The organism is Enterococcus larvae, from assembly GCF_017830045.1.
Taxonomy (GTDB): domain Bacteria; phylum Bacillota; class Bacilli; order Lactobacillales; family Enterococcaceae; genus Enterococcus_L; species Enterococcus_L larvae.
Map to the genome: position 1 here is coordinate 19,562 of NZ_JAEDXU010000012.1, position 23,933 is coordinate 43,494.

Annotated in this window: 20 protein-coding genes; 5 read left to right on the top strand and 15 right to left on the bottom strand. The window is 40.3% G+C overall.

Features of this window, described 5'->3' with window-relative positions; translation table 11 throughout:
* Positions 1-2: 2 nt before the first annotated feature.
* The 11 genes from I6N96_RS17270 to I6N96_RS17320 form a co-directional block, all read right to left on the bottom strand.
* The gene (locus tag I6N96_RS17270; protein WP_209558823.1) at positions 3-368 is read right to left on the bottom strand and encodes a DUF3958 family protein; all 366 of its coding nucleotides are present in this window, start codon (positions 366-368) and stop codon (positions 3-5) included.
* A 3-nt stretch (positions 369-371) separates the two neighbouring features.
* Entirely contained in the window at positions 372-647 is a 276-nt protein-coding gene (locus I6N96_RS17275; protein WP_209558824.1) for a TIGR04197 family type VII secretion effector, read from the bottom strand.
* A gap of 170 nt (positions 648-817) precedes the next feature.
* Positions 818-1,537 carry a response regulator gene (locus I6N96_RS17280; RefSeq protein ID WP_209558825.1) on the bottom strand — a complete coding sequence of 240 codons (720 nt, stop codon included), beginning with the start codon at positions 1,535-1,537 and terminating at the stop codon, positions 818-820.
* On the bottom strand, positions 1,534-3,165 hold the full coding sequence (locus I6N96_RS17285) for an ATP-binding protein (protein ID WP_245187032.1): 1,632 nt from the start codon (positions 3,163-3,165) through the stop codon (positions 1,534-1,536). The genes I6N96_RS17280 and I6N96_RS17285 overlap by 4 nt, the downstream gene beginning before the upstream one ends.
* Positions 3,166-3,509: 344 nt before the next feature.
* Complete coding sequence (locus tag I6N96_RS17290) at positions 3,510-4,580, bottom strand: diacylglycerol kinase (RefSeq protein ID WP_209558826.1); 1,071 nt, start codon at positions 4,578-4,580, stop codon at positions 3,510-3,512.
* A gap of 18 nt (positions 4,581-4,598) precedes the next feature.
* Positions 4,599-6,029 (bottom strand): Asp-tRNA(Asn)/Glu-tRNA(Gln) amidotransferase subunit GatB, encoded by a 1,431-nt coding sequence (gene gatB, locus I6N96_RS17295; RefSeq protein ID WP_209558827.1) that lies wholly within the window; start codon positions 6,027-6,029, stop codon positions 4,599-4,601.
* On the bottom strand, positions 6,029-7,498 hold the full coding sequence (gene gatA / locus I6N96_RS17300) for an Asp-tRNA(Asn)/Glu-tRNA(Gln) amidotransferase subunit GatA (protein ID WP_209558828.1): 1,470 nt from the start codon (positions 7,496-7,498) through the stop codon (positions 6,029-6,031). Before gatA ends, gatB begins: the two co-directional genes overlap by 1 nt.
* A complete protein-coding gene (gene gatC / locus I6N96_RS17305) occupies positions 7,498-7,803 on the bottom strand; it encodes an Asp-tRNA(Asn)/Glu-tRNA(Gln) amidotransferase subunit GatC (protein WP_209558829.1) in 306 nt (101 codons plus the stop codon). The genes gatA and gatC overlap by 1 nt, the downstream gene beginning before the upstream one ends.
* A gap of 185 nt (positions 7,804-7,988) precedes the next feature.
* Positions 7,989-10,031, bottom strand: a complete 2,043-nt coding sequence (gene ligA / locus I6N96_RS17310; protein ID WP_209558830.1) for an NAD-dependent DNA ligase LigA — start codon at positions 10,029-10,031, stop codon at positions 7,989-7,991.
* A 21-nt stretch (positions 10,032-10,052) separates the two neighbouring features.
* Entirely contained in the window at positions 10,053-12,296 is a 2,244-nt protein-coding gene (gene pcrA / locus I6N96_RS17315) for a DNA helicase PcrA (RefSeq protein ID WP_209558831.1), read from the bottom strand.
* A 362-nt stretch (positions 12,297-12,658) separates the two neighbouring features.
* Complete coding sequence (locus I6N96_RS17320; RefSeq protein WP_209558832.1) at positions 12,659-13,882, bottom strand: EpaQ family protein; 1,224 nt, start codon at positions 13,880-13,882, stop codon at positions 12,659-12,661.
* Positions 13,883-14,363: 481 nt separating this feature from the next.
* On the opposite strand from I6N96_RS17320, the gene I6N96_RS17325 reads away from it, so the two are divergent.
* From I6N96_RS17325 to I6N96_RS17335, 3 genes are read left to right on the top strand one after another with little or no spacing between them, the layout of a single operon-like run.
* Positions 14,364-15,116: a DeoR/GlpR family DNA-binding transcription regulator gene (locus tag I6N96_RS17325; protein ID WP_283811225.1), complete on the top strand. Its 753-nt coding sequence runs from the start codon at positions 14,364-14,366 to the stop codon at positions 15,114-15,116.
* Complete coding sequence (gene pfkB, locus I6N96_RS17330) at positions 15,113-16,024, top strand: 1-phosphofructokinase (protein ID WP_209558834.1); 912 nt, start codon at positions 15,113-15,115, stop codon at positions 16,022-16,024. The genes I6N96_RS17325 and pfkB overlap by 4 nt, the downstream gene beginning before the upstream one ends.
* Positions 16,025-16,036: 12 nt before the next feature.
* A complete protein-coding gene (locus I6N96_RS17335) occupies positions 16,037-17,953 on the top strand; it encodes a PTS fructose transporter subunit IIABC (protein WP_209558835.1) in 1,917 nt (638 codons plus the stop codon).
* A gap of 61 nt (positions 17,954-18,014) precedes the next feature.
* Here I6N96_RS17335 and I6N96_RS17340 read toward each other — a convergent pair whose 3' ends face one another.
* From I6N96_RS17340 to I6N96_RS17350, 3 genes are all read right to left on the bottom strand, one after another.
* A complete protein-coding gene (locus I6N96_RS17340) occupies positions 18,015-19,364 on the bottom strand; it encodes a hypothetical protein (protein ID WP_347339096.1) in 1,350 nt (449 codons plus the stop codon).
* A 569-nt stretch (positions 19,365-19,933) separates the two neighbouring features.
* A complete protein-coding gene (tig, locus tag I6N96_RS17345) occupies positions 19,934-21,217 on the bottom strand; it encodes a trigger factor (RefSeq protein WP_209558836.1) in 1,284 nt (427 codons plus the stop codon).
* 159 nt (positions 21,218-21,376) lie between these two features.
* A complete protein-coding gene (locus tag I6N96_RS17350; protein WP_209558837.1) occupies positions 21,377-21,769 on the bottom strand; it encodes a DUF1398 family protein in 393 nt (130 codons plus the stop codon).
* 239 nt (positions 21,770-22,008) lie between these two features.
* Here I6N96_RS17350 and I6N96_RS17355 point away from each other — a divergent pair, with 239 nt between their 5' ends.
* The gene (locus I6N96_RS17355) at positions 22,009-22,704 is read left to right on the top strand and encodes a DUF2087 domain-containing protein (protein WP_209558838.1); all 696 of its coding nucleotides are present in this window, start codon (positions 22,009-22,011) and stop codon (positions 22,702-22,704) included.
* Between the two features lie 23 nt (positions 22,705-22,727).
* Entirely contained in the window at positions 22,728-23,150 is a 423-nt protein-coding gene (locus I6N96_RS17360) for a VOC family protein (protein WP_209558839.1), read from the top strand.
* 217 nt (positions 23,151-23,367) lie between these two features.
* On the opposite strand, the gene I6N96_RS17365 is transcribed toward I6N96_RS17360, so the two are convergent.
* Positions 23,368-23,721: a hypothetical protein gene (locus I6N96_RS17365; protein WP_209558840.1), complete on the bottom strand. Its 354-nt coding sequence runs from the start codon at positions 23,719-23,721 to the stop codon at positions 23,368-23,370.
* Positions 23,722-23,933: the final 212 nt, after the last annotated feature.

A 23,933-nucleotide genomic window follows, 5' to 3' on the forward strand; every position in this document is an offset into this window, starting at 1 on the left:
CTTTACTTATCGAATTGTTTTAACTTTACTTGTTTGTTAAGTAAATCCTCTTCCTTCTTCATAAGCCTTTTTTGTTCTTGCTGTAAATAAAGGTGAGCATCGTCTATGCTCATCATGGATTGTTTCTGTTCATATTCATTCTCTTCATAAGCACTATGTAAAAACCTATTTGCCTTATCACCCTTCCAATAATAAGCTAATTCGTCTAAGATAGCTGAATTCTCTTTGTATATTTGTTGAGTGATATCTTCTGCTTCTGAAAGCTTTTCCGTTTGCTTCTTATTTATATCCAAATCATCGGTTATCGTTTGTAACTCTCGATTGATTTGACTCATTTCATCTACGTAATCGTTTTTTTCTCCTGCCATCTTCTATCCTCCGTTAGCAATTTGTGCATCTTTTTCAGCAAAAGTAGCCGCAATTGTAGTGAAATTGTCTAAATCTTTGGATAATGCACTGCCATATTGGCTCGTATTTGTTAATGATTTCCCGTTGATACTTTTTACTTTTTCGCATACCGATAAATTAGAAAAACTGATAGTAGAAGAATTGACTTCTGTTTGAAGTGCTGAATCTTTCGCACTGGAAATAGGAGTTGTGTAGCTAGCTGCAATATCTACATTTGAATTAACTGCCTCAGTTGACATAAGGTATACCTCCATTTGGTTATTATCTAATAATTCTATCATTACTTATATTTTTCGACAATCTTAACTTTTTCAATTTTCCTCTACTCTTTCATAAAAAACTATTCTTTCCTAAAAAATCTGTCGACCTCCGATACTGTAAAAAGTATCAACGGTCGACAGATGTTTATTTATAGGTATTCCTCAATTTTTTCTGTAAAATCAGCTTGGATCTCATACTTAGTTAATGGACGGCCTATTTCTAAATAAATCATTGTCTCTTTTAGCACCTGATAATCTACCAAAAACTGTAGGTATTTCTTTGTGGAAATTCTTGATAGACTGATTTTCACTGCTAAATCCTTTGTTGAAAAGGGCTCCTTTAATTCTTGAATTCCTTCGCTGACTTTTTTCAAGGTCAGCTTGGATAAACCTTTCGGCAGTTCTTTCTCCTCCGATCGATTCTGTCTGTCTTGTGCTTCGGCATGATTCAAGTAGCGATCGATTGCGCTTTGATTGGTTCGATCCCCTTCTTCTGTAGCAAAGGTCAGGTTTCGATATTTATCGATAGCCATCTTGAAACGTTCAAATGTAAATGGCTTGATCAAATAATCAATTGCCCCATATCGGATGGCTTCCTTCACTGTTTTCACATCATCTGCTGCAGTAATAAGAATAACCACTACATTGCTTTTTTCCATTCTCAACCAGGTCAGAAACTCTATCCCTGTTTCTCCCGGTAAAAAAACATCCAGCAAAATCAAATCAATCGAGTTTTTGTCTAGAACATTCTTCGCCTCATCTGCAGAACGGACGTTTTTTACGACTGTCATATCAGGCAATTGCTCTACAAAACTCTGATTCAGGACAGCCACCATCGGATCATCTTCAATAATCAGTACTTTGGTCACTTCTTCTTCCTCACTTTATTAGGCAGTTCCAGATAAACAACCGTCCCTCCAGCCTTCCTAGAGGAAAATTCAATCACACCATCGTATTCTTCAATGATCCGTTTCACGATATTCAATCCAAAACCACGATTTTCTCCCTTAGTCGAAAAACCCACATGAAAGAGTTGCTTATGTGCTTCTTCCGACAATCCGATGCCATCATCACAAACTTCCAGAATAAAGATTTCTCCTTCTTCTTCAAAAGTCAGATGGATTCGAACTTGACCTTCTCCCTTTTTTAATACAGCTTCCTTCGCGTTATCCAGCAGATTTCCCAAGATCTGCAGCAATGCATGAACCGACTCGTCAACAATCATTTCAGGAACATAGGAGTCGTTGGCTAAAATCATCTCTACCTGTTGCTCTTTTGCTTCATTGATTTTTCCTAACAGGAAGCCGGCAATCGCAGGTACTTTGATGAGCTTTGTGATGTAACCCACTTCAACCGTGTAATGATGATTCAATTGTTGAACGAAATCCGATACCTCTTCAAACTTCTCCAAGTCGATCAATCCCGAAATAACATGCAGCTTGTTCAAAAATTCATGCGTTTGTGCTCTCAACGAATTGATATACTGCTCTGTGCCACCTAGTTCCTCCAACAGCTTCATCATTTCCGATTGATCTCTTAATGTTGCTACTGCGCCGAAAAACTGATCTTCACTAAAAATTGGCGATACACTGGCAATCACTTCAATGCCGTTTAGATACATATATTGATTGCGAATCTCAGTCTTGTCTTCCAATGTTGCTCTAAATAATACTTCATAAAGATTCTCATCAATCACTTCTCCCAGTTGAGAATCCATCTCCAAGCTTGAAGTGGCAAACAACTCCTTTGCGCCCCTGTTCAGTAAGATGATTTGTTTTGTAGGCGAAATGGCAATCAAGCCTTCTTCTACCTCATTTTCAATGATTTCTTTCTCACTCAGCTGTGCTGCAATTTCTTCCGGCTCTAATCCCAGCAAGATTGTTTTCATCTTCTGTGCAAGAAATACCGCGCCGATGATTCCCACTGTTAACCCGAGTAAGAGGGATAAGAGAATCTTCTTTTGTGCATCAGAAACATAAATCCCCATACTTTGAGAGGTCAAACCGACACAGACTCCGCCAATAATCTCCCCTTCATAAAAAACCGGAACAAAATAGCGATAACCATTACCTAGAACCCCGACTTTTCTGGAAAAAAAAGATTCTCCTGAAAGGACTTTACGAGCATCGCCTTCGTCTGAAAACTTTTGACCGATATAAGAAGGAGCGGCGTGCGATAATCGAACCATATCCGTATCCATTACTACAACAAAATCCAGATTTGCTGCATCCATAACATCTGTCGCAAAGGATTGAACAGTTAGATTCGGATCACCATTAAGCAAACCCTCTATAACGATTTCATTTGTTGAAACGATTTTGGCAATACTTGATATTTTTTCATTAGTGGTTTCATCATTCCTGCTTAAAATAAAATTTCTAATCAAAATAGCTGATACTATCAATGAAACCAGTGTTGAGCAACAAACAACAAAGATGATTGTTGTCTGCAAATTGAAGGATTTTTTCTTGAACCATCCTCTTATTCTTGAAACCATAGCTATCCTTTCTCTTTTAGAGCTTCTTTATATCTAGTCGTGCAAAATCAGTCAATGAACCAGCAGTATTCGCTACCGCCTATATACAAGACTAATTCTTTCCTTCATTTCTTTCTTCAAACTCGTATAATATGTAAATAAAGACAGGACAATATTCAAACTGAAAATCGTCCTGTCTTCATTTAACTGATTATTTGTGTAAAACAGGCTCTTTAAAGTCAGTCAATTACAGTGATACAATCATGATTCACGAAGATCAGACATAGTTGATTCCTCCAGCTTCATGTGAAATCACGTGCTTGCAATTCCAGATTTTATGAGCTTTTGCTGCCGCCATCAGATAATCAATTTTTTTCTTTCGGATCTTCTCCGGCAATTTTACCATCACCATCGATATCCTGATCCGTCAGCTTCTCTACTTCTTTGACAAAGCCTTTAGTGATTTCTTTATATACTTCTTCCGCTTCTTCAATCTCCGGCTGCTCACCGATAACTGCATCTGAAGGGATATCATCCAGATTTGCAAACATCTCAATGTGCTGATGCAGATTCTGGAAGACCATCGGCGCTTCTCCACCATATTCGCCATCCAGATTGATCAGCATTCGATGCTTGTCATCCATGGTTTCCACTTGAAGATGATTGGTTTTTGTATAAATCACGCGATTATCCTCAACATGCTTCCCACCATTCATCATCAAAGCAACTAAATGAACGATTTCAAGAACATTCGCTGTTTTAACGATGATCAATGAGAATTTCCCGTCATCCAGCTTTGCATCAGGTGCGATTTGTTCAAAACCACCGACAGAATTCGTTAGACCAAGGAAAAACATAGAAGCGTTGCCTTCGTAGACACCGTCATCATAGGTCATTCTCACCTTGATGGGTTTCACTCGTGGAAGCATTTCTGCCCCCTTGACCAAGTAAGCAAGATAGCCGAAAATACTCTTCAATTCTGAAGGAACTTCATAGGTAAGCTCTGTCAAATGGCCGCCCGCTGCAATATTGATAAAGTAGTTTTCTGCTGCTTTACCGATATCCATCTTCACGGTCTGGTTCTTCTTGATGACTTTCGCAGCTTCCAGAATGTTATTTCTTGGAATTTTCAATGCTCTGGCATAATCATTCGTTGTTCCTGCCGGAATCACCGCCATTAATGGACGATCCTCCAAAGGAGCGAGTCCGTTAACAACTTCGTTGATGGTCCCGTCTCCTCCGGCAGCAACAATCAAATCAAAACCAGCTAAGGCTGCTCGCCTCGCCTCATCCTTTGCAGAATCCTGTTCAGGAGTTGTTGCAAACGCACTCGCCTCATAACCGGATTCCTCTAAAACGTTAAGGATGTCAGCTAGGTTCTTTTTTACCAATTCTTTTCCAGATGTTGGATTATAAATTACTCTTGCTTTTTTCATATCATGTCAGCCGCTTTCTTATCGTTTTGCTAACTCTTCCTGCAACAACTTATTCACAACACCAGGATTGGCTTTTCCTTTTGTTGCTTTCATGATTTGACCAACCAAGAATCCAACTGCTCTGTCTTTTCCATTTTTGAAATCATCAATAGACTGTTGGTTGTTATCCAGCACTTCATTGATGATCGGTAAAAGCTGAGATGGATCAGATAACTGAACAAGACCCTTCGCTTCAACAACTTCCTTCGCATTTCCGCCATTTTCAATCAATTCTTTGAAAACAGTTTTCGCAATTTTTGAACTGATTGTGCCATCTGCAATCAATTGAATCATTCCTGCAAGATTTTCTGGAGTCAGTTTTGTTTCCAACAGCTCAAGTTTTTCACTGTTTAGATAAGCAGAAACTTCACCCATCAACCAGTTAGATGCTTGTTTCGCATCTGCTCCGGCAGCTAACGTTGCTTCAAAGAAATCAGACATTTCTTTTGTCAGTGTCAGTACCATTGCATCATAATCAGGTAATCCAAATTCTTTTGTATAGCGCTGACGACGTGAAGCAGGCAGTTCAGGCAGGCTCTCACGCACCTTCTCGATCCACGCATCATCGATTTCAAAACGTGGAATATCCGGTTCTGGGAAGTAACGGTAATCACTTGATCCTTCTTTGACACGCATCAATAATGTTTTATTGGTTGTTTCATCGAAACGGCGTGTTTCTTGTTGGATTTCGCCACCAGATAACAACACTTTTGCTTGACGTTTTTCTTCAAATGCCAAGCCTTTTTTAACAAAACTCATAGAGTTCAGGTTTTTCAGCTCTGCTTTTGTTCCAAACTCTTCTTGACCATATGGGCGTAAAGAGATATTAGCATCACAACGCATAGAGCCTTCTTCCATTTTCACATCAGATACTTCTGTAAACAGAATGATTGAGCGTAATGCTTCTAAATAAGCATAAGCTTCTTCCGGTGAACGCATATCCGCTTCAGAAACAATCTCAATCAGAGGTGTTCCCTGACGGTTTAAGTCGACATAAGAATAGCCGTCTGTACCGTGGATATTTTTCCCAGCATCTTCTTCTAAATGAACACGCTCAATCCGAATGATTTTCTTTTCGCCTTCAACTTCGATTTCAATCCATCCGTCGTGGCCAATCGGTTGATCGAACTGAGAAATTTGGTACGCTTTCGGATTATCCGGATAAAAGTAGTTTTTACGATCAAAATGAGTCTCTTTAGAAATCTGACAGTTCAATGCCAGTGCTGCTTTCATACCAAACTCCAACGCTGTTTTATTCATAACAGGAAGAACGCCGGGATAACCCCAATCAATCACCTGTGTATTGCTGTTTGGCTCCGCTCCAAAATGAGCAGGTGCCGGTGAAAAGATTTTAGAGTTGGTTTTTAATTCTACATGGACTTCCAGACCGATGACTGTTTCAAAATTCATTAATCATTTCCCCCTAAAATCACTGGTTTTTTTGTATGGAAATCAGTTGCCTGTTCAAAGGCATACGCTGCTTTATACATTGTTTGCTCGTCAAATGGTTTCCCAATGATCTGCAAGCCAACCGGTAAGCCTTCTGAGAAGCCGGCTGGAATCGACATTCCCGGTAAACCAGCTAAGTTTACTGGAATCGTTAGAATATCATTCATATACATCGTGATTGGATCATTGATGTTTTCTCCAATGCCATAAGCAACAGTTGGTGCTGATGGACCGATGATCAAATCATAGTCAGCAAAGACTTTTTCAAAATCACGGCTGATCAACGTACGAACCTGCCCGGCTTTTTTGAAATGCGCATCGTAATAGCCGGCACTCAATGAGAAGGTACCTAGCATGATACGACGTTTTACTTCTAAGCCGAATCCTTCGGTACGAGAGTTTACATAAACATCCTCAAGGTTTTGAACATCCTCTGAACGGTAACCGTAACGAATACCATCAAAACGCTGCAGGTTAGAGCTTGCTTCCGATGAAGCAATGATATAGTAAACAGCAACACCGTATTTAGAATGAGGCAGGCTGACTTCTTCGATTGTAGCACCTAAGCTCTTGAAGGTTTCAACAGCTTTCATTATTGCTTCACGAACTTCAGGAGCAACGCCTTCGCCCAGATATTCTTTCGGTAAGGCAATCTTCATTCCTTTGATGTCGCCAGTTAAGCCTTCCGTAAAATCAGGAACAGATTCCCCTGCTGAGGTTCCGTCCTTCGGATCAAATCCGCTGATGGCATTCAATGCTAACGCATTATCCTTTACATTTCTTGTCAATGGACCGATTTGATCCAAACTTGAAGAAAAAGCAATCAAGCCATAACGGGAGATACGGCCGTAGGTCGGCTTCATGCCGACGATCCCATTGAAGGATGCAGGCTGACGGATACTACCACCAGTGTCGCTTCCTAGAGAAACAGGGATTTGTCCAGCTGCAACTGCAGCTGCAGAACCACCTGAAGAGCCTCCTGGTACTTTGGTATGATCCCAAGCATTTTTTGTTTTCTTGAAGTAAGAGTTCTCCGTACTTCCGCCCATCGCAAACTCGTCCATATTCAGCTTCCCTATAGGAATCAAGTCTGATTGGTATACCTTTTCCATAACGGTTGCATCATAGATGGGGTTGAAGTTGCTTAATATTTTAGAAGCTGCTGTTGTCAAAATATCCTTTGTGACAATATTATCCTTGATCCCGATCGGGATACCAGCTAAAGGATTTGATTCAGTGATCCCTTTTAAATCGATCGCTTTCGCCATATCCAACGCTTTTTCTTCATTGATGGTTATAAATGCCTCTACATCTTTTTCTGTTGCCTTGATGCGTTCTAATGTTGTATTTGTCAGATCGACAGCTGTGATTTCTTTTGACACAAGTAAATCGTGCAGCTCTGTCAGTGATTTATCATATAATTTTTCCATTATGCACCAGCCTCCCCATTATCAATGATTGCCGGTACTTTGATATAACCGTCCTGTGATTGTGGTACGTTTTTCATAAGTTCATCTCTGTTCATTCCCGGTTCTGCATTATCTTCTCTCATCACGTTGATTGTTTTACCAACATTTGATGTAAACGGCACACCTTCTGTATCCACTTCTTCAAGAAGCTCGACCATATCGATGATTTTGCCAAGCTGATCAGTAAATCCTGTCAGCTCCTCTGAAGAAAATGACAGCTTTGCTAATTTTGCTACGTGTTTTACTTGTTCTTCACTGATTGCCATAATTACCCTTCTTTCCTCTAAAAGTGCGAAAGCCTTCTGAAAAGACTGTTTTTTCTATTCTATCATAAAATTATCTGATGATTGAAAAAGTCTTGAAAATTTCCTGATTTATCTACGTTTTTACTTCATTTTTTCAGATTTTGTCCAGATATCCATTGCTTAAGTCAAAACCTTGTATCCACTACTCAAGCTTCTTGATCAAAATGGCTATCTTCAATTGCTGTGATCATCTCATCTTCTGTCCAAACAGCTACGCCTAGGCTTTCTGCCTTCGTCAACTTACTGCCGGCCTCTTCACCTGCAACGACAATATCCGTTTTTTTCGAAACACTGCCGGTGACCTTACCACCAAGACTTTCAATTTTCTCTTTGGCTTCTTCTCGTGTATATTTCTCCAATTTCCCTGTTAAAACAACTGTTTTATCCTTGAATGGAGATTCTACTGATTCCAACTGTGACAAACGAATTCCTTTGTATTCCAGATTCACTCCGGCTTTCTCAAATTCAGCCATCAACTCATGAACTTCTTCGTTTTCAAAATAGGTCACTAAGCTATCGGCAATGATTTCTCCAATAGAATCAAGGGCTACAACCTCTTCTTTAGTTGCCTTCGCAATCGTTTCAAGATTCCCAAAATGCTCAGCCAACACCTTCGCTGCCTTAGAGCCTACATGACGAATTCCCAAACCAAAAATCAGCCGTTCAACAGAATTGTCTTTACTTGCTGCAATTGCCGTATAGATATTATGTGCAGCCTTTTCCTTGATTTTATCCAAAGTCATCAGCTGTTCCTCTGTCAAGAAATACAAATCTGCAACATCTGCAACTAATTCCCTGTCGAACATCTGCTCAAGAACACGTGGTCCCAAACCATCAATATTCATCGCATTTCTGGAAACAAAATGACTGAGACCTTCTTTGATTTGAGCAGGACATTTTGGATTGATACAACGCAAGGCTACTTCCTCATCCAAATGAACCAGCTCGCTGTCGCACACCGGACAATGAGTCGGTGCCAGAAATTCCTCACTGTCAGCCGGACGCTTGTCAATCAGAACCTGAGCTACTTCTGGAATAATATCTCCAGCTTTATAAATGATCACGTGATCCTTCAAACGAATCCCCTTCATATTGATGAAATCAACATTGTGAAGACTAGCCCGAGAAACAGTTGTTCCAGCTACACGGACAGGGGTCATGACAGCTGTTGGTGTGACGACACCTGTTCTGCCGATTGTCCATTCAATCGCTTCGATCACCGTCTCAGCCTCTTCCGGCGGAAACTTGTAGGCAATCGCCCAGCGTGGTGCCTTGACGGTAAAGCCAAGTTCATCCTGAACAGCAAAGTCATTGACCTTGATCACGATTCCGTCGATTTCATAAGGCAGCTGCTCACGTTTTTCATGATATTCTTCGATGTATGCCCAGACCTCATCAATGTCCTTGCATAAAGTTCTTTCCTGATTGATTTTCAGCCCGATTGCTCCTAATTCATCTAGCGCATCAAACTGAGTTTGCGCCTGCATCGGGCCAAAATCGGCTACTGTATATAAAAATGTACTTAGATTGCGCTTGGCTGTAATACTTGAATCCAACTGCCGCAGACTACCCGCCGCCGCATTTCTAGGATTAGCAAAAATATCCTGACCGGCTTCTTCCCGCTCCTTATTCAAATTCACAAAAGATTTTTTTGGCATATAACATTCTCCGCGAACCTCAATCGAGATTGGACGCTCCAGTTTTAACGGGATCGATTTCACTGTCTTTAAGTTCTCAGTGATATTTTCCCCAACTGTTCCGTCACCTCTGGTTGCACCTTGAACAAATACGCCATTCTCATATTTTAAAGAAATTGCCAATCCATCGATCTTCAACTCACAGCAGTAGCTGACTTGACGTCCAGCCAGCTTTTGAACACGCTCATCAAATGCATAGATGTCCTCTTTACTGAAACCATCATTCAGACTGTACATCTGTACATCATGGGTGACCTTCTCAAAACCTTCAAGAATCTTTCCGCCAACTCTCTGTGTTGGGGAGTCAGAGGTGATCAAGTCAGGAAATGCTGTCTCAATATCAACGAGTTCCTGATACAATCGATCATAGACATAATCCTCTACAGTTGGCGTGTCTTCAACATAATACTCATGTGAATATTTTGTTAAATCTATTCTCAGCTGCTTCGCTTTTTCTGTGGCCTCTCCTAATGTCAGTGGTCGATCTTCCATTCTAACAAACCTCCTATGTCCTTATACCTTTTCGATTGGGGCAAATGCCGCCAGTAGACGCTTGATCCCTTTTTCCGGAAAAGCAATATCCAGTTCAAGATCTGTTCCGCTGCCGCCTACTTTAACGATCACGCCTGTTCCCCAGGCTTTATGTTTTACTTTATCGCCGGCTTTCCAGCCCAATGATTCACCACCGCTGGCTGTCTTATCTGAAACAGCTTTTTGAGCCGGTTGATTATATGCTGGTTTGAAGATACGCGGTTCCTGTGTTCTTACAGGGCGTTGCTGACTTGACGCTTCCATTCCGTGAGGCTCTATCAGCTCCTCTTCTATCTCGCCTAAAAATCGGCTAGGACGATTGTACTGAGTTTTTCCATACAGCGTCCGTGAATAGGCATTGGTCATATAAAGGATTTCTTCTGCCCGAGTGATACCTACATAGGCAAGGCGTCTTTCTTCCTCCAACTCCTGTTCCTCGATCATTGCTCGAGACAGCGGAAATATCCCTTCTTCAAGTCCAATCAGGAATACAACAGGAAATTCAAGCCCCTTTGCAGCATGCAGTGTCATTAAAGTAACCTGTGAGGTACTTTCTTCTAAATCATCAATATCAGAAACCAGTGCCAAATCATTTAAAAACACGGCCAGCTTCTCTTCCGGTGCATCTGCATCCTCTTCATCCTGTTTTGCATAACGCTTATCGAACTCCTGTGTAACAGTCAGAAATTCATCCAAATTTTCCAATCTTGTCTGAGATTCTAAGTTGTTCTGACGAATCAAATCCTCTTTATATCCGCTGCGATCCAAAACTTCTTTGACCAGCTCAGTGATTGTCAGGTATGGAACCATCTGTGTCAGCTCCTGAACCATGATGCCAAAACTTCCCAGTTCTTTTCCGGCTTTTCCGGAGATATTGGCCAAGTCGACATTCTGCGCTGCCTCTAAAAGAGACCAGCCATGCATTTCTGCAAACTGACGCAGCTTTTCAACGGATGTTTTTCCAATCCCACGCTTTGGAGAATTAACTACACGATCAAAGCTGAGGGAATCCATCGGGTTTGAAATGATATTCAAATATCCTAAAATATCCTTGATTTCCTTACGATCGTAGAACTTGTGTCCCCCGATCATCGTATAAGGAATATTGGATTTCAGAAGCATTTCCTCCATGACACGTGACTGGGCATTTGTCCGATACAATACCGCAAAGTCGCCGTATATCCGGTCCTTTTCCTGCATCTCCTTTTGAATCTGCTGGACGATGAACTGGGTTTCATCTCGCTCAGTATTACCGCGATAATAAACGATTTTTTCTCCGTCTGTATTTTCAGTCCAAAGGTTCTTGGCTTTTCGGTTGCGATTGTTTTTGATGACATCATTTGCCGCTGACAGGATTTTCTTTGTGGAACGATAATTCTGTTCCAATAAAATCACTGAAGCATCTGAATAATCCTTCTCAAAATCAAGGATATTCTGCATGTCAGCTCCTCGCCAACCATATATACTCTGATCCGCATCTCCAACAACGCAGAGATTGCGGAAGCGGTCAGCAAGCATATTCACAAGCATGTACTGGGCATGGTTGGTATCCTGATATTCATCCACGTGAATGTAATGAAACTTATTTTGATAAAAAGCCAGTGTATCCGGCTGTTCATCGAATAACCTGATCGTGTTCATGATCAAATCATCAAAATCCATGCATTGATTGTTTCTCAATTCTCTTTGATAGCGATCATAGCACTTTGCTGCAATCTCTTCATAGATGCTGCCTTGCAGCTCAGCCATCTTCTCAGGTGTCTGCAATTCATTTTTTGCATTGCTGATCGTTCCAAGAAGTGTTCGAGGGTCATATTTTTTCGGGTCGATATTCAGCTCAGCCATTACTCGCTTCATCAATGTTTTCTGTTCAGAAGAGTCGATGATTGTAAAGTTTCGGTTATAGCCGATTTGATCGACATTGCGGCGCAGGATGCGTACACACATCGAGTGAAAGGTCGATATCCATACATCTTCGCCGCCGTGCTCCAACAATCGAGCAACCCGCTCCTTCATTTCTTTTGCCGCTTTATTTGTAAACGTGATCGCCAGGATATTCCATGGGTTGACGTCCTTTTCTTCAATCAAATAAGCGATTCTATGGGTCAAGACACGTGTCTTCCCACTACCGGCACCGGCCATTACTAATAGCGGTCCTTCAGTGTGCAGAACAGCTTCTGCCTGCTTAGGATTCATTCCCTGAATCAAAGTATGTTTCGGAGCCATGTAAAACGTCCTCCCTTAAATTTCAATCTTTATCATTATACCAAAGATACCGCTGAAATTCTTTAAAAACAGCTATCACTTTTAAGAATTCCCCTCAGAAATTTTCTATCGATTTTTCAAAAAAACGAGAGTGGGACAATAATCTGTTGCCACTCTTTTCCATACCCTAAATCCGAATAAACGGCGAGTCAGAAGTAGCTCCTACGACAATAAGCCGGAATTCAACAAAAATTTGTGAAACAATTTTCGTGAATTCCGGCTTATTGCTTGTAGCTAAACACTTCTGTCTCAGCCTCTTTTTTAGGATATCCAGTCAAAATATAGATATGCTATTTTATGGAGAACTCGTCTCTTTTATCATATTAAATGTCTACGGTTTCTGAATCCGTTAGAGCTGATTCATCGTAAGCTTCTACTTCATTCAGTAATCCTATTTCTTTCTCTAAAGCAGAAGCCTTTTCTGATTGACTGATAAGCAGCCCCGGAAAAATAAAAATTATTGGAATCCATTGAAAGCTGCTTAGGTAGTTTTCCATTGTTGCATGGATACAAGTAACAAGAAACGCAGCCAAACAAAGAAGCTGGTTCGTAGAGTATCTCCTTTGCTTATGCCTAAACATCAATAAAACGATCCCTCCAAAAAAGATGACATAACCAATGATTCCATAACGCCACAATATATCTAAATAAGCACTATGAGCCGGTAAATCGCTTCTTACAGCGTTAAAGCCATTTCCTGCTCCGATCAACAGATTACCCATCTCACTGGTCCATGAATAGAAAAGCTCTTGCCATATCTCTACTCTGCCGCTTAGTTGAATACCGAATCCATCATTTGCAGCAAATAGATAGGTGATGATTGGGATAAACAGGAACATGACAGAAAACAGCACGATCCAAACCTTGCTATTTTCTAAAGAACGACGGATTTTTGAGTTGTATTTAATGCCTGCGCTTATTAGCAGAAATCCTGCATACGAAATCATCGGGGTCCAAGAATCACAGAGATAGAATACCGTGATTCCGACTAAGCTTACTAGCCCTTCTATAGGTAGTGAATAGTCCAGACTCATTCTATCTATCAAGATGACTGTCAACATGCAGGCAAAGAAAGTCGCCCCCGCAATCAGATTCTTATTGATCCATAACTCCAGGTTGCCAAGATTGAATGTAACCATGATCAGCTTGACCAGCATCACGCCAATATATCCCCCTGAAAAATATGTCAGAAGTCTTCGGTGGGTTTCAGTAAATGATAGTTTACCAGTTAAAAAAATAAAAATCAGAGAAAGCGGGATATGCCAGTAAAAGCTCAAATGGAAGTAGTTATTAAAATAGAACATTGCTGGTATCAAAGCTAAAACAGATAAGCCTCCTGCAAAAAATCGCTCCACTTTCTTCAATTCGGAAACAGTTAAAATAAACAAGACCAGCAGTGTTACTGGAAAAATCTTTGGAAAGAATAAGAACATTTCATCAGAGATTGTTCCTAAACCTCCCCATGTTAAATAGGCACATATGAAGCCCGCAAACAAGCTGGCAAATTTTGCCCCTTCAATGTACTTCTCTTCACTATCAACTTTCATCTTTTACATCCTTATCCATAGTTTATTCAAATCATGAGATTGTGACAAAGCTTCTGTATCTACGATTCTCGTTATGCTCTGACTCTCAACGTATAGAAGGACTTGCTTCGTTGCGATTCTTGAAACACAAAACGATTGAAGCAACGTCTATTCGGTTATATGAGTATGTACATACTTATATCATGTTATTTATATCAATAAAATCACATTCAAGCAGTTGAAAATACACAAGCAGTTGATTTGTTTTTCTCTATCTAGCTTATCAAATATTGCTGTAATCTCCTAGACAAAAAAATATTTTTTTTACATTTAAAATGAATTTATTTTTACGATTATCTCAATAATAATTCAAAAAAATTTAATACAGCAAATGTGCATCCCCTCCATGAACGATTATGATCGTTTTTGAATGTTTTAGACTGTTTTCTATTGATTTCACTATTCATCCATGATATTATATCCAATGAAGAGAGGGATGGAAATGCTTACAGAAGAACGTCACAAAAAAATAATGGATCTATTGAGCCAAGAATCAATCGTGAAATCGCAGGAACTTTCTGCTGCATTAAACGCTTCAGAATCAACAATACGAAGAGATCTTCAGGAGTTGGAAAAAGCTGGACTGCTGGAGCGGGTACATGGCGGCGCAAAAATAAAATCAGACCTTGGTACTGAACAATCAATGAACGAAAAATCGATCAAAAACATTCAAGAAAAACAAGCAATTGCTAAAGCAGCTGCAGAAACTGTCCATGAAGGCGACGTGATCTATTTGGATGCAGGGACAACCACTCTGGAGATGATCCCTTATCTAGCGGATAAAGACATTACAGCAGTAACTAATTCTGTTCACCATGCAGCAAAGCTGATCGATCTGAATATCAATACAATTATTTTAGGCGGTACACTGAAACTTTCAACGAAAGCAATCATCGGTTCAACCAGTATGGAGCAGCTAAAGCAGTTTCGTTTCAATAAAGTATTCATGGGTATGAACGGTATTCATCCGGAATTCGGGCTGACTACTCCTGACCCTGAAGAAGCTGCTTTAAAACGACTGGCTATCCACCATGCTGAGCATGCGTTTGTTTTGGCTGATCATAGTAAGCTAAACAAAGTTTCGTTTACAAAGGTAGCTGATGTCCAGCAGGTTACTCTGCTTGTGGATGCTTGCCCTAAGGAACTATTGAATGAATTACAACAAAAAACAACGATCAAGGAGGTTGCAAAATGATTTATACAGTGACACTGAATCCATCCATCGATTATATCGTTCATGTAGATACGTTGGAAATCGGTGCGTTGAACAGAATGACCTCTGATCTCAAATTACCAGGGGGAAAAGGAATCAATGTTTCCAGGATATTGAAGAGAATAGGACTTGAATCAACAGCTCTTGGCTTCATGGGCGGCTTCACTGGGAATTTCATTACCGATTGGCTTCACTCTGAAGCAATCATGACAGCTTTCACACCTATTGACGCTGATACCAGAATAAATATCAAGCTGAAAGCTGCAGAAGAAACTGAAATAAACGGTGCGGGCCCCACTATTCAACAGTCGGAGATGAATCAGTTAAAAGAGCAATTCGAAAAACTCTCATCAAACGATATTGTGATCCTATCTGGAAGTACACCTGCTTCTCTTACTCAGGGATTTTACGCTGAACTTATCCAGCTGATCAAAACTCGCGGTGCAGCATTTGTGATCGACACAACAGGGAAAGACCTAAAGCAGTCCTTGAGCCATGAACCTCTGCTGGTCAAGCCCAATAACCATGAACTAGCTGAACTGTATCAAACAGAATTTCATACACTAGAGGACATTCTCCCTTATGGGAAAGCATTACTAGATGAAGGTGCAAAATATGCAATCGTATCCATGGCTGGAGACGGTGCCTTACTTTTCGCAGATGACCGCGTTTATCGTTCAAATATCTTAAAGCGCCCGCTAAAAAATTCTGTGGGTGCAGGGGATTCAATGATTGCCGGTTTTGTTGGAAAATTTGCTGAAACAAATGATCCGATCGAGGCCTTCAAGTGGAGTGTCGCCTGCGGCAGCGCAACAGCCTTTTCTGATGATTTGGCAGAAGCTGCTTTTATCAATGAATTGTTGGATGAAGTACGTATTGAGCAATTATAAGGAGGAGTTAGAATGAATATCAAAGATTTGCTTGTTAAAGATGTAATGATCATGGATTTACAGGCAACAACGAAACAAGCAGCCATCGAAGAAATGGTTGATAAGATGTATGCGGGTGGAAGAATCACAGATAGAGAAATGTATAAACAGGGGATTTTAGATCGAGAAGCACAGACCTCTACAGGTTTAGGTGACGGAATTGCCATGCCTCACGCCAAAAACAAAGCAGTGAAAGAAGCGACTGTTCTATTTGCGAAAAGCAGTAATGGAGTAGATTATGAGTCCTTAGATGGACAGCCAACCTATTTGTTCTTTATGATTGCGGCTCCGGAAGGCGCAAACGATACTCATCTGCAGGCTTTAGCAGCACTTTCCAGATTACTGGTCAATCCTGACTTTGTTGCACAGCTGAAAAAGGCTGATTCACCAGAGGAAGTACAAGAGCTGTTCGATCGGGCAGAAAAACAGAAAAAGCTGGAAGAACAAGAAGAACAAGCAGCCGCAGCCAATGATTCAACGAAGAGATTCATTGTTGCAGTTACTGCCTGTCCTACCGGAATTGCCCATACCTATATGGCTGAAGATGCACTGAAAAAGACAGCAAATGAAATGGGTGTCGCAATCAAAGTAGAAACAAATGGTTCTGAAGGCATCAAAAACCGCTTGACAGCAGAAGATATCGCTAAAGCTGATGGCGTGATTGTAGCAGCGGATAAAAAAGTAGAAATGAATCGATTTGATGGAAAAAATCTGGTGAATCGTCCAGTCAGTGATGGGATTCGTAAACCATCAGAATTGATTGAACTGGCTCTAAGCGGAAATGCACCGGTTTTCCACGGAAGCGGTACAGATGCATCTTCTGAAAACAGCTCAGCGGAAGGTTCTATCGGTTCACGGATCTACAAAGATTTGATGAACGGAGTTTCTCATATGCTGCCGTTTGTTATCGGCGGCGGGATTGCTATTGCATTGTCCTTTATGATTGACCAATTCATGGGTGTCCCCGATACCCAGTTAGCCAGCCTTGGAAGCTACAATGAAATGGCCAGCTGGTTCAATCAAATCGGTGGTGCAGCATTTGGCTTTATGCTTCCTGTTCTGGCAGGTTTCATCGCCGCAAGTATCGCTGATCGTCCAGGTCTGATTGTCGGTTTCGCTGCTGGTGCTCTTGCCAATACTGGCGGTGCTGGATTCCTCGGCGCCTTGATTGGTGGTTTCCTAGCAGGCTATGTCATTATCTTGTTGAAGAAGGTGTTCAGCGGGTTGCCAAAATCTTTGGATGGCATCAAAACAATCTTGTTCTATCCTGTATTCGGTCTATTGATTACAGGGGGGGCAATGTTATTGATCAATGTCCCAATGAAAATCATCAACGATGGCTTAAATAGCTTCCTTCTTGGTTTAGATGGAACAAATGCTGCTTTATTAGGTGCTTTACTTGGTGGTATGATGGCAATCGATTTAGGTGGTCCAATCAATAAAGCTGCTTATGTCTTTGGTACAGCATCTATCGCAACTTCACTAGCCGAAGGAGGCAGTGTAATCATGGCCTCTGTAATGGCTGGCGGTATGGTTCCTCCATTGGCAATCTTTATTGCGACACTGATTTTTAAGAATAAATTCACTCAGGATCAAAAAGATGCAGGACTGACAAATCTGGTGATGGGGCTTTCCTTCGTTACTGAAGGTGCTATACCATTCGCTGCAGCTGACCCGCTTCGAGTGATTCCAGGCTTTGTTGTAGGTTCAGCATTAGCCGGAGGGTTAGTCGGCGGCATGGGTATTCGTCTATTGGCACCTCATGGTGGTGTCTTCGTTGCCCTTCTTCTAAGTAATCCTTTGATGTATCTGCTGTTCATCTTTATTGGATCAGTTGTTTCTGCATTTATTGTCGGAATGCTGAAAAAACCAGTTGCTGAAGCGGCATAAAATGAAAAAGCAGCACATCGATTATCTCCCCTAAAGGATAGTCGATGTGCTGCTTTTTATTTCAGTCATTTTCGTCGATTTTCTCTAAATCCTTTATCTCTAAATGATCAGCACCAACAAAAGCCACTCTTAGATGACTCTCGCCTTTCTTTAGGTCTAAGGCAGTTACTGATTCCTGTTGATCCAGGTTGCTGATATTAACATCCCACAGCTTCTCCATCAACTCCTCTAATGGAAGTTCAGCAAGAGCTGCTTCCGGTAGATAGAAACGAAGAACAGCAAGGTATGTGTTGTATTTTTCATCAACTACATTGATTTCCAAATACTGACGAATATAGAACTCATAGGCTGCCAACCCCCCGTCAATCGCTAACTGCGGATTGATTACACGATAGTTCATCATTTTTCTTCCCTGATGATCGATCCAAGGAAAATAAGCCTGAACATTCAAAACACCCTTCGTACGGTTTTCTGAATACTCTTTACGCACGTAATCACTGCTTCTAGTCACAAAGTAAGTCGCCTTCTTCTTCTCTACAGGCTGAAATTGACTGTTTTGATACTGTACAGTCTGAACCATCTCTTCAATGAAAGCAAACTCAATCAGCGGAGGGCGAAGAATGCCCACACCATTATTCCACGCCAACTGGTCAAAGCCCATCTGCTCTCTGAAAAACTGTTGGAAATGCTGATTCGCTTCGGCCTCCCAGTTCAACGGATCGATAAATAGAGAGATTTTGATCATATCATTCTTCAGCTCTTCAATAGTCTGGACCTGCTGTACTTCAAGGAATATCTGCCTTGGAATGACTTGAAAGTACAAACTGGAATAGTACATCTTCCAGCAAGCTGTCAGACATAGTCCTCTAAAAAAGATATCATAACCGGAAAACTGATTGCAGTCGACGATGATTTCCTTGTTGTTATTGTAGCGCTTCGGCAACAATGATAACTCTTCCGCTGTATCAAAATCTCGTTTCTCCATCTGTTCAACATTATGGTACAAATATTCATCCAATGAGCGGATATAACCATAGACTCCACTTGTCTCCATTCGGACATCGCTATAATCTTCAATCATTTTTTGGTAGTTCAAAAATACACTACCATCAATGATATTTCTTTCCACAACGGAATGACCGGAAATATGTACCTGAAATTCTCCGGCAGCAGCATAGATCTTCACCCAAAGGCTACTTTCATCCGTCAAATTCTCGAAGGCTGTCTTTATTGATAAGAGATCAAATGGCTGTGATGCTCCATCATCGATTTTATAATATTTCGGCTCAGTGATAATCCGTACAAAACTCAGCCAATCCTTTAAAAGATCAATTGATTCACCCATCGAACGACAATTCAATTGAGCCAGCATATAAATTTTTCCTGTTTTCTTCATACTCGACTTACTCACCTCAACTTCCCTCTTACAGTTTTTCATTTATCATCCATTCAGACATCTGTCTGTTCTTGTCTTTTAACCATGCAACAAATTTTCAAGCGAAGCAAAGAAAAAGCAATAATCTAAACAAGCATCCCTCCATCCACTATATCTGGATAGATCAAGTTATAGATTTTATATGCTTTAAGAATCGCAGCAGCCTGAAAACAAATAGAAACAACAGCTGCTTTAAATCTCGTCAAATTCTATGTAACGCAAATCATAGTATCTTTCGATTTCTACTTTGAATAGAGCTCTCCATTTTCAAACTATAGCATATGAAGCGTAAATACGCCATATTTGAATTTTGGATCATATAAATAAAAAAAGAGGTAGGAATGATAAATAATCCCCACTTCTTTCTTCGAACTGAAACGAAAGAAATCAGCAGCGATTTAGGCTGTTGATTTTCAGAAAAAAGCAGAACAGAAGCTGCTGTTTTGAAACTTGGTTGGAAGCTGTAAAAATCACTTGTACGATTTTTGACAATTCTTCTCCTGTTTCAAGTCAGAGACTTCTGTTCCTAATTCTGTTTTCAATTCTTATTTTTCAACTGCAGTTTCTGTAACAACTTCCACAGCTTTCTTCATGCGGATATCATGTTTCAGCATATCTTCTGTCAACACACGACGAACCTGATCTTCAGGCATGTTGTATTGTTCAGACAGATCTTTGATTTCTGCATCCATATCTTCAGCAGTTACTTCAATGTTTTCTTGTTCAGCGATTGCTTCGATCACAAGATTTGTTTTTGTACGTGTTTCAGCTTCACCTTCAAATTGCTTATGCAGGTCTGCTTCAGTCGTACCAGTTAATTGATAGTACATGTCAGGAGCGATTCCTTGACGTTGCATATTGTTCAAGAACTCGTCCATAGAACGGTGTACTTCATCATGTACCATTACGTGCGGCAGGTCAACGATTTCTGCGTTATCTACAGCCAAACGGATTGCTGCTTCATCTTTTGCTTCTTCAGCAGATGCTTCTTTTGATTCAGTCAGCTCTTTACGGTATTTTTCTTTCAATTCATCTAAAGTTTCAACAGAATCGTCGATGTCTTTTGCAAATTCGTCGTCCAGTTCAGGAAGCTCTTTTGCTTTGACTTCGTGGATTTTCACTTGGAATACAGCTTCTTTACCAGCAAGATCCTCTGCTTGATAATCTTCTGGGAATGTTACAGTTACTTCTGTTTCTTCTCCAGCTTTCTTACCGACCAATTGATCTTCAAATCCTGGAATGAAAGAGTTAGAACCTAATTCAAGAGAATAGTTCTCACCTTTACCGCCATCAAAAGCTTCGCCATCTTTGAAGCCTTCAAAGTCAATGACAACTGTATCTCCGCTTTCAGCTGCTTCATCCTCTTTGATTACTAATTCAGCTTGAGAAGCTTGCTCAGCAGCTAAACGTTCTTCAACATCAGCATCTGTTACTTCACGGTCCTGTTTTTCAACAGTCAGATTTTTATATTCGCCAAGCTTCACTTCAGGCTTAACAGTTACTTCAGCTGTGATTACCCAGTCTTCGCCTTTGTTCATGCTCTCTACATCGATTTTTGGTTGAGAAACCGGATCGATTCCTGCTTCTTTTACAGCAGCTTCATACGCTTCTGGTAAAACAGCGTTCAATGCATCTTCGTACAATGCTTCTTCCCCGTACATACGGTTGAATACTTGACGAGATACTTTTCCTTTACGGAATCCTGGAACATTCAGACTTTTTTTCACTTTGTTAAACGCTTGCTTCATACCTTTTTCGATTGTTTCACTATCGATTGAAAAAGTAAGCACACCATCGTTTGTGCCTTTTTTCTCCCATTTCGCAGACATTAAATTCCCTCCGAATAACTTTTATTTATACATTATAGTTTTGCTATGCATACCTTTAAATAGTACACTATCACTGGGAAAATGTAAATATTTTAGACGATATCCGATAATAGAAAAAGGTTTTTTTTTGAAATCGATAAATTTTTAATCCAATCGCCTTCAAATAGCTGGAATCGGCTCAACCAAAACTGTAAAATCCTGCTGATCAAAGTAAGACACAATCATCTTTTCTAAATCTGATGTCCAGTAACTGATACCGGCTTGCCCTGCAAGAAGGCAAAATTCTACAAAATCTACCTCTCCCGCCTGAGCTTTTTTTACGGCTGTCCTTATTCCTTCTTCTGTTGCAGCCTGCCCCACTTCCTGAGCTTCGCCATTCATTTGACTATCAACAAACGATTCGCCGTCGTAATAACGATAGACCCCTTTATCTACGAAATAATCGTACTTCTTGATCCCCAATGCTTTAAACTTCTTTATAAGCTCAGCAAATCCGCCGGCATTTTCTTCTTCAGCAATTGCCTGTTCAATTTTCTTATAATTCAAAGTCATCACATATCACTCCTAATTATTTAATCAATTATCATTATTTAAGCAAACTTATTCTTTTTTGACAATTATCCAGTATCGTCGATGCAATCGTGGTTCTTTTATCTGTTTTCCTGCCTTCATCGCCGCTTATTCTGTTCCAACATCATCCAACAACCATAACAAAAAAGGACTGAATTTAAATACGCAACTAAATTTGATTGCAAAACAAAAATATGTTAGTATTTATTCGAGGTGATTTTATGAAATCTATAACTATAGAAGATATGAAGCATGGTTACATCAAGCAAAACACTCAGTTTTTATGCCTATACTGCAATCAAATCTACGACGACTCTTTCGTATATCCTTACAATGAAAATTTTGCTAAAGCTGAATATATGATCAAAAAGCACTTGTCATCCCAACATGGCGATTCCGTAGAAGCACTGCTCCAATTAGATAAGAGTGAAACAGGACTGACCGAAGTTCAAAAAGAATTTCTTTCCCTAGTTAATCAAAGGCTTTCTGATGAAGCAATTGCGGAAAAAATGAATATCTCAAAGTCTGCGGTGCGCAACCATCGCTTTAAATTAAAGGAAAAGAAACGTCAGGCAACTGCCTTGATTGCATTGCTGGATCTACTTGAAACTCCTAATAAACAGCAAATTGAAGCCGCTCCTCGCCTCTCCTTAACGAGTAAGAATGATGACAAAGTTCTCACAGCCTTCCTTGATGAGCTAGGTCACGCAGTAAAAATACCAACAAAGGAGAAAAAACGTCTGATTCTGTTTCGCAAGCTTATGGAACGCTTTTTACCTGATAAATACTACACTGAAAAAGAAGTGAATGAGACGATTGCAACGATGTTTGATGATCATGTCACTGTTCGACGATACTTGATCGAATACGGCATGCTTGGACGAACGATTGATGGGGAAAAATACTGGGTGGTTTAACATTTTGAAAGGAGCAGCTACGAATGAACTATCTAATTGACCATGTACAGGTAACTGTTAAAGATTTGAAAAATGCGGAAATATTTTATGATGCCCTTTGTGAAGCTTTAGGGTTTGATCTTTCAAAAAAAGTACATGCCTATCTGCCCGAGCTGAACATGGAAGTCATTGAATACTTGAGTGATGCCTATGACTTTGGTATTTGCTCCCCTTTACCTGAATATAAGGAAGAGTTGATTCATCGACGGAAACCCGGCGCAGTACACCACGTTGCCTTTCGAGCGGCGACAAGAGAAGCGGTGGATGCCATCTATGATCTGCTGCGGTCATTGAAGGCAGAAATCATTGATCCCCCGCAGGTCCATCTTTCTCACGGTCCTAATTACTATGCATTATTCTTTAAAGATCCAGATGGGATAAAATATGAGATTGTTTGTAATCGTTGATTAAAAAAGCTGCTGCTATACAAAAAAGTGAGTGGGACAATAATCTGTTCCCACTCTTTTCCATACCCTAAATCCGAATAAACGGCGAGTCAGAAGCAGCTCCTACGGCAATAAGCCGGAATGCAACAAAAATTTGTGAAACAATTTTCGTGCATTCCGGCTTATTGCTTGTAGCTAAACACTTCTGTCTCGGCCTCTTTTAATTTCCTACTATTATTTACTCTTTAGATAATGTTCCTTCAGTTCCACTGATTTCAATTTCAATCGTGTCCTCTTGAATTTTGATCACCTTCATCTCAATTGCCTCTTCATCCTCATCATCGGGGGAATTTAGCGTAATGGTTTTGTCCTTTTCTGAAACAGAATAGGTTGTAGATTCAGATTCTCCGTACAATTCAACAGTAACATCCTCTTTTGACTCGAAAATCAGCGTCATTTCACCATCTGTCAGTTCATTACTCAAATACCATTTTCCGTCTCCTTCAGTCAAAGTACTCGCCAAAGATTTTCCGCAACCGGCTAATACAACTACAACAGCAACCATTGCTAACAACAATTTAATTCTTTTCATTTATTCCGTCTCCTTTTGATTATTTTAGATGATAATTTTACCATCATTATAATTGTAACTAAAACAGAAGGTTCACACAACGTCATTCTTTTCATTTTTCTTCCAAATAAAAGGACGAATAGGTAAAAATATGAGAAACAATGTAACTGCTTTTTTTGCCTCTTCTTCATCTGCTGCATCACAAAAACCGCAGACAGCTTTCGCCATCTGCG

Bases quoted from the DNA above. Each gene is read 5' to 3' on its own strand.
- I6N96_RS17365 (WP_209558840.1), bottom strand. From the start codon at position 23,721: ATGAAAAGAATTAAATTGTTGTTAGCAATGGTTGCTGTTGTAGTTGTA.
- pfkB (WP_209558834.1), top strand. From the start codon at position 15,113: ATGATTTATACAGTGACACTGAATCCATCCATCGATTATATCGTTCAT.
- I6N96_RS17360 (WP_209558839.1), top strand. From the start codon at position 22,728: ATGAACTATCTAATTGACCATGTACAGGTAACTGTTAAAGATTTGAAA.
- I6N96_RS17325 (WP_283811225.1), top strand. From the start codon at position 14,364: ATGCTTACAGAAGAACGTCACAAAAAAATAATGGATCTATTGAGCCAA.
- tig (WP_209558836.1), bottom strand. From the start codon at position 21,217: ATGTCTGCGAAATGGGAGAAAAAAGGCACAAACGATGGTGTGCTTACT.
- I6N96_RS17290 (WP_209558826.1), bottom strand. From the start codon at position 4,580: ATGAAAAAAGCAAGAGTAATTTATAATCCAACATCTGGAAAAGAATTG.
- I6N96_RS17320 (WP_209558832.1), bottom strand. From the start codon at position 13,882: ATGAAAGTTGATAGTGAAGAGAAGTACATTGAAGGGGCAAAATTTGCC.
- gatA (WP_209558828.1), bottom strand. From the start codon at position 7,498: ATGGAAAAATTATATGATAAATCACTGACAGAGCTGCACGATTTACTT.
- gatB (WP_209558827.1), bottom strand. From the start codon at position 6,029: ATGAATTTTGAAACAGTCATCGGTCTGGAAGTCCATGTAGAATTAAAA.
- I6N96_RS17355 (WP_209558838.1), top strand. From the start codon at position 22,009: ATGAAATCTATAACTATAGAAGATATGAAGCATGGTTACATCAAGCAA.
- I6N96_RS17350 (WP_209558837.1), bottom strand. From the start codon at position 21,769: ATGACTTTGAATTATAAGAAAATTGAACAGGCAATTGCTGAAGAAGAA.
- gatC (WP_209558829.1), bottom strand. From the start codon at position 7,803: ATGGCAATCAGTGAAGAACAAGTAAAACACGTAGCAAAATTAGCAAAG.
- ligA (WP_209558830.1), bottom strand. From the start codon at position 10,031: ATGGAAGATCGACCACTGACATTAGGAGAGGCCACAGAAAAAGCGAAG.
- I6N96_RS17275 (WP_209558824.1), bottom strand. From the start codon at position 647: ATGTCAACTGAGGCAGTTAATTCAAATGTAGATATTGCAGCTAGCTAC.
- I6N96_RS17285 (WP_245187032.1), bottom strand. From the start codon at position 3,165: ATGGTTTCAAGAATAAGAGGATGGTTCAAGAAAAAATCCTTCAATTTG.
- pcrA (WP_209558831.1), bottom strand. From the start codon at position 12,296: ATGGCTCCGAAACATACTTTGATTCAGGGAATGAATCCTAAGCAGGCA.
- I6N96_RS17335 (WP_209558835.1), top strand. From the start codon at position 16,037: ATGAATATCAAAGATTTGCTTGTTAAAGATGTAATGATCATGGATTTA.
- I6N96_RS17270 (WP_209558823.1), bottom strand. From the start codon at position 368: ATGGCAGGAGAAAAAAACGATTACGTAGATGAAATGAGTCAAATCAAT.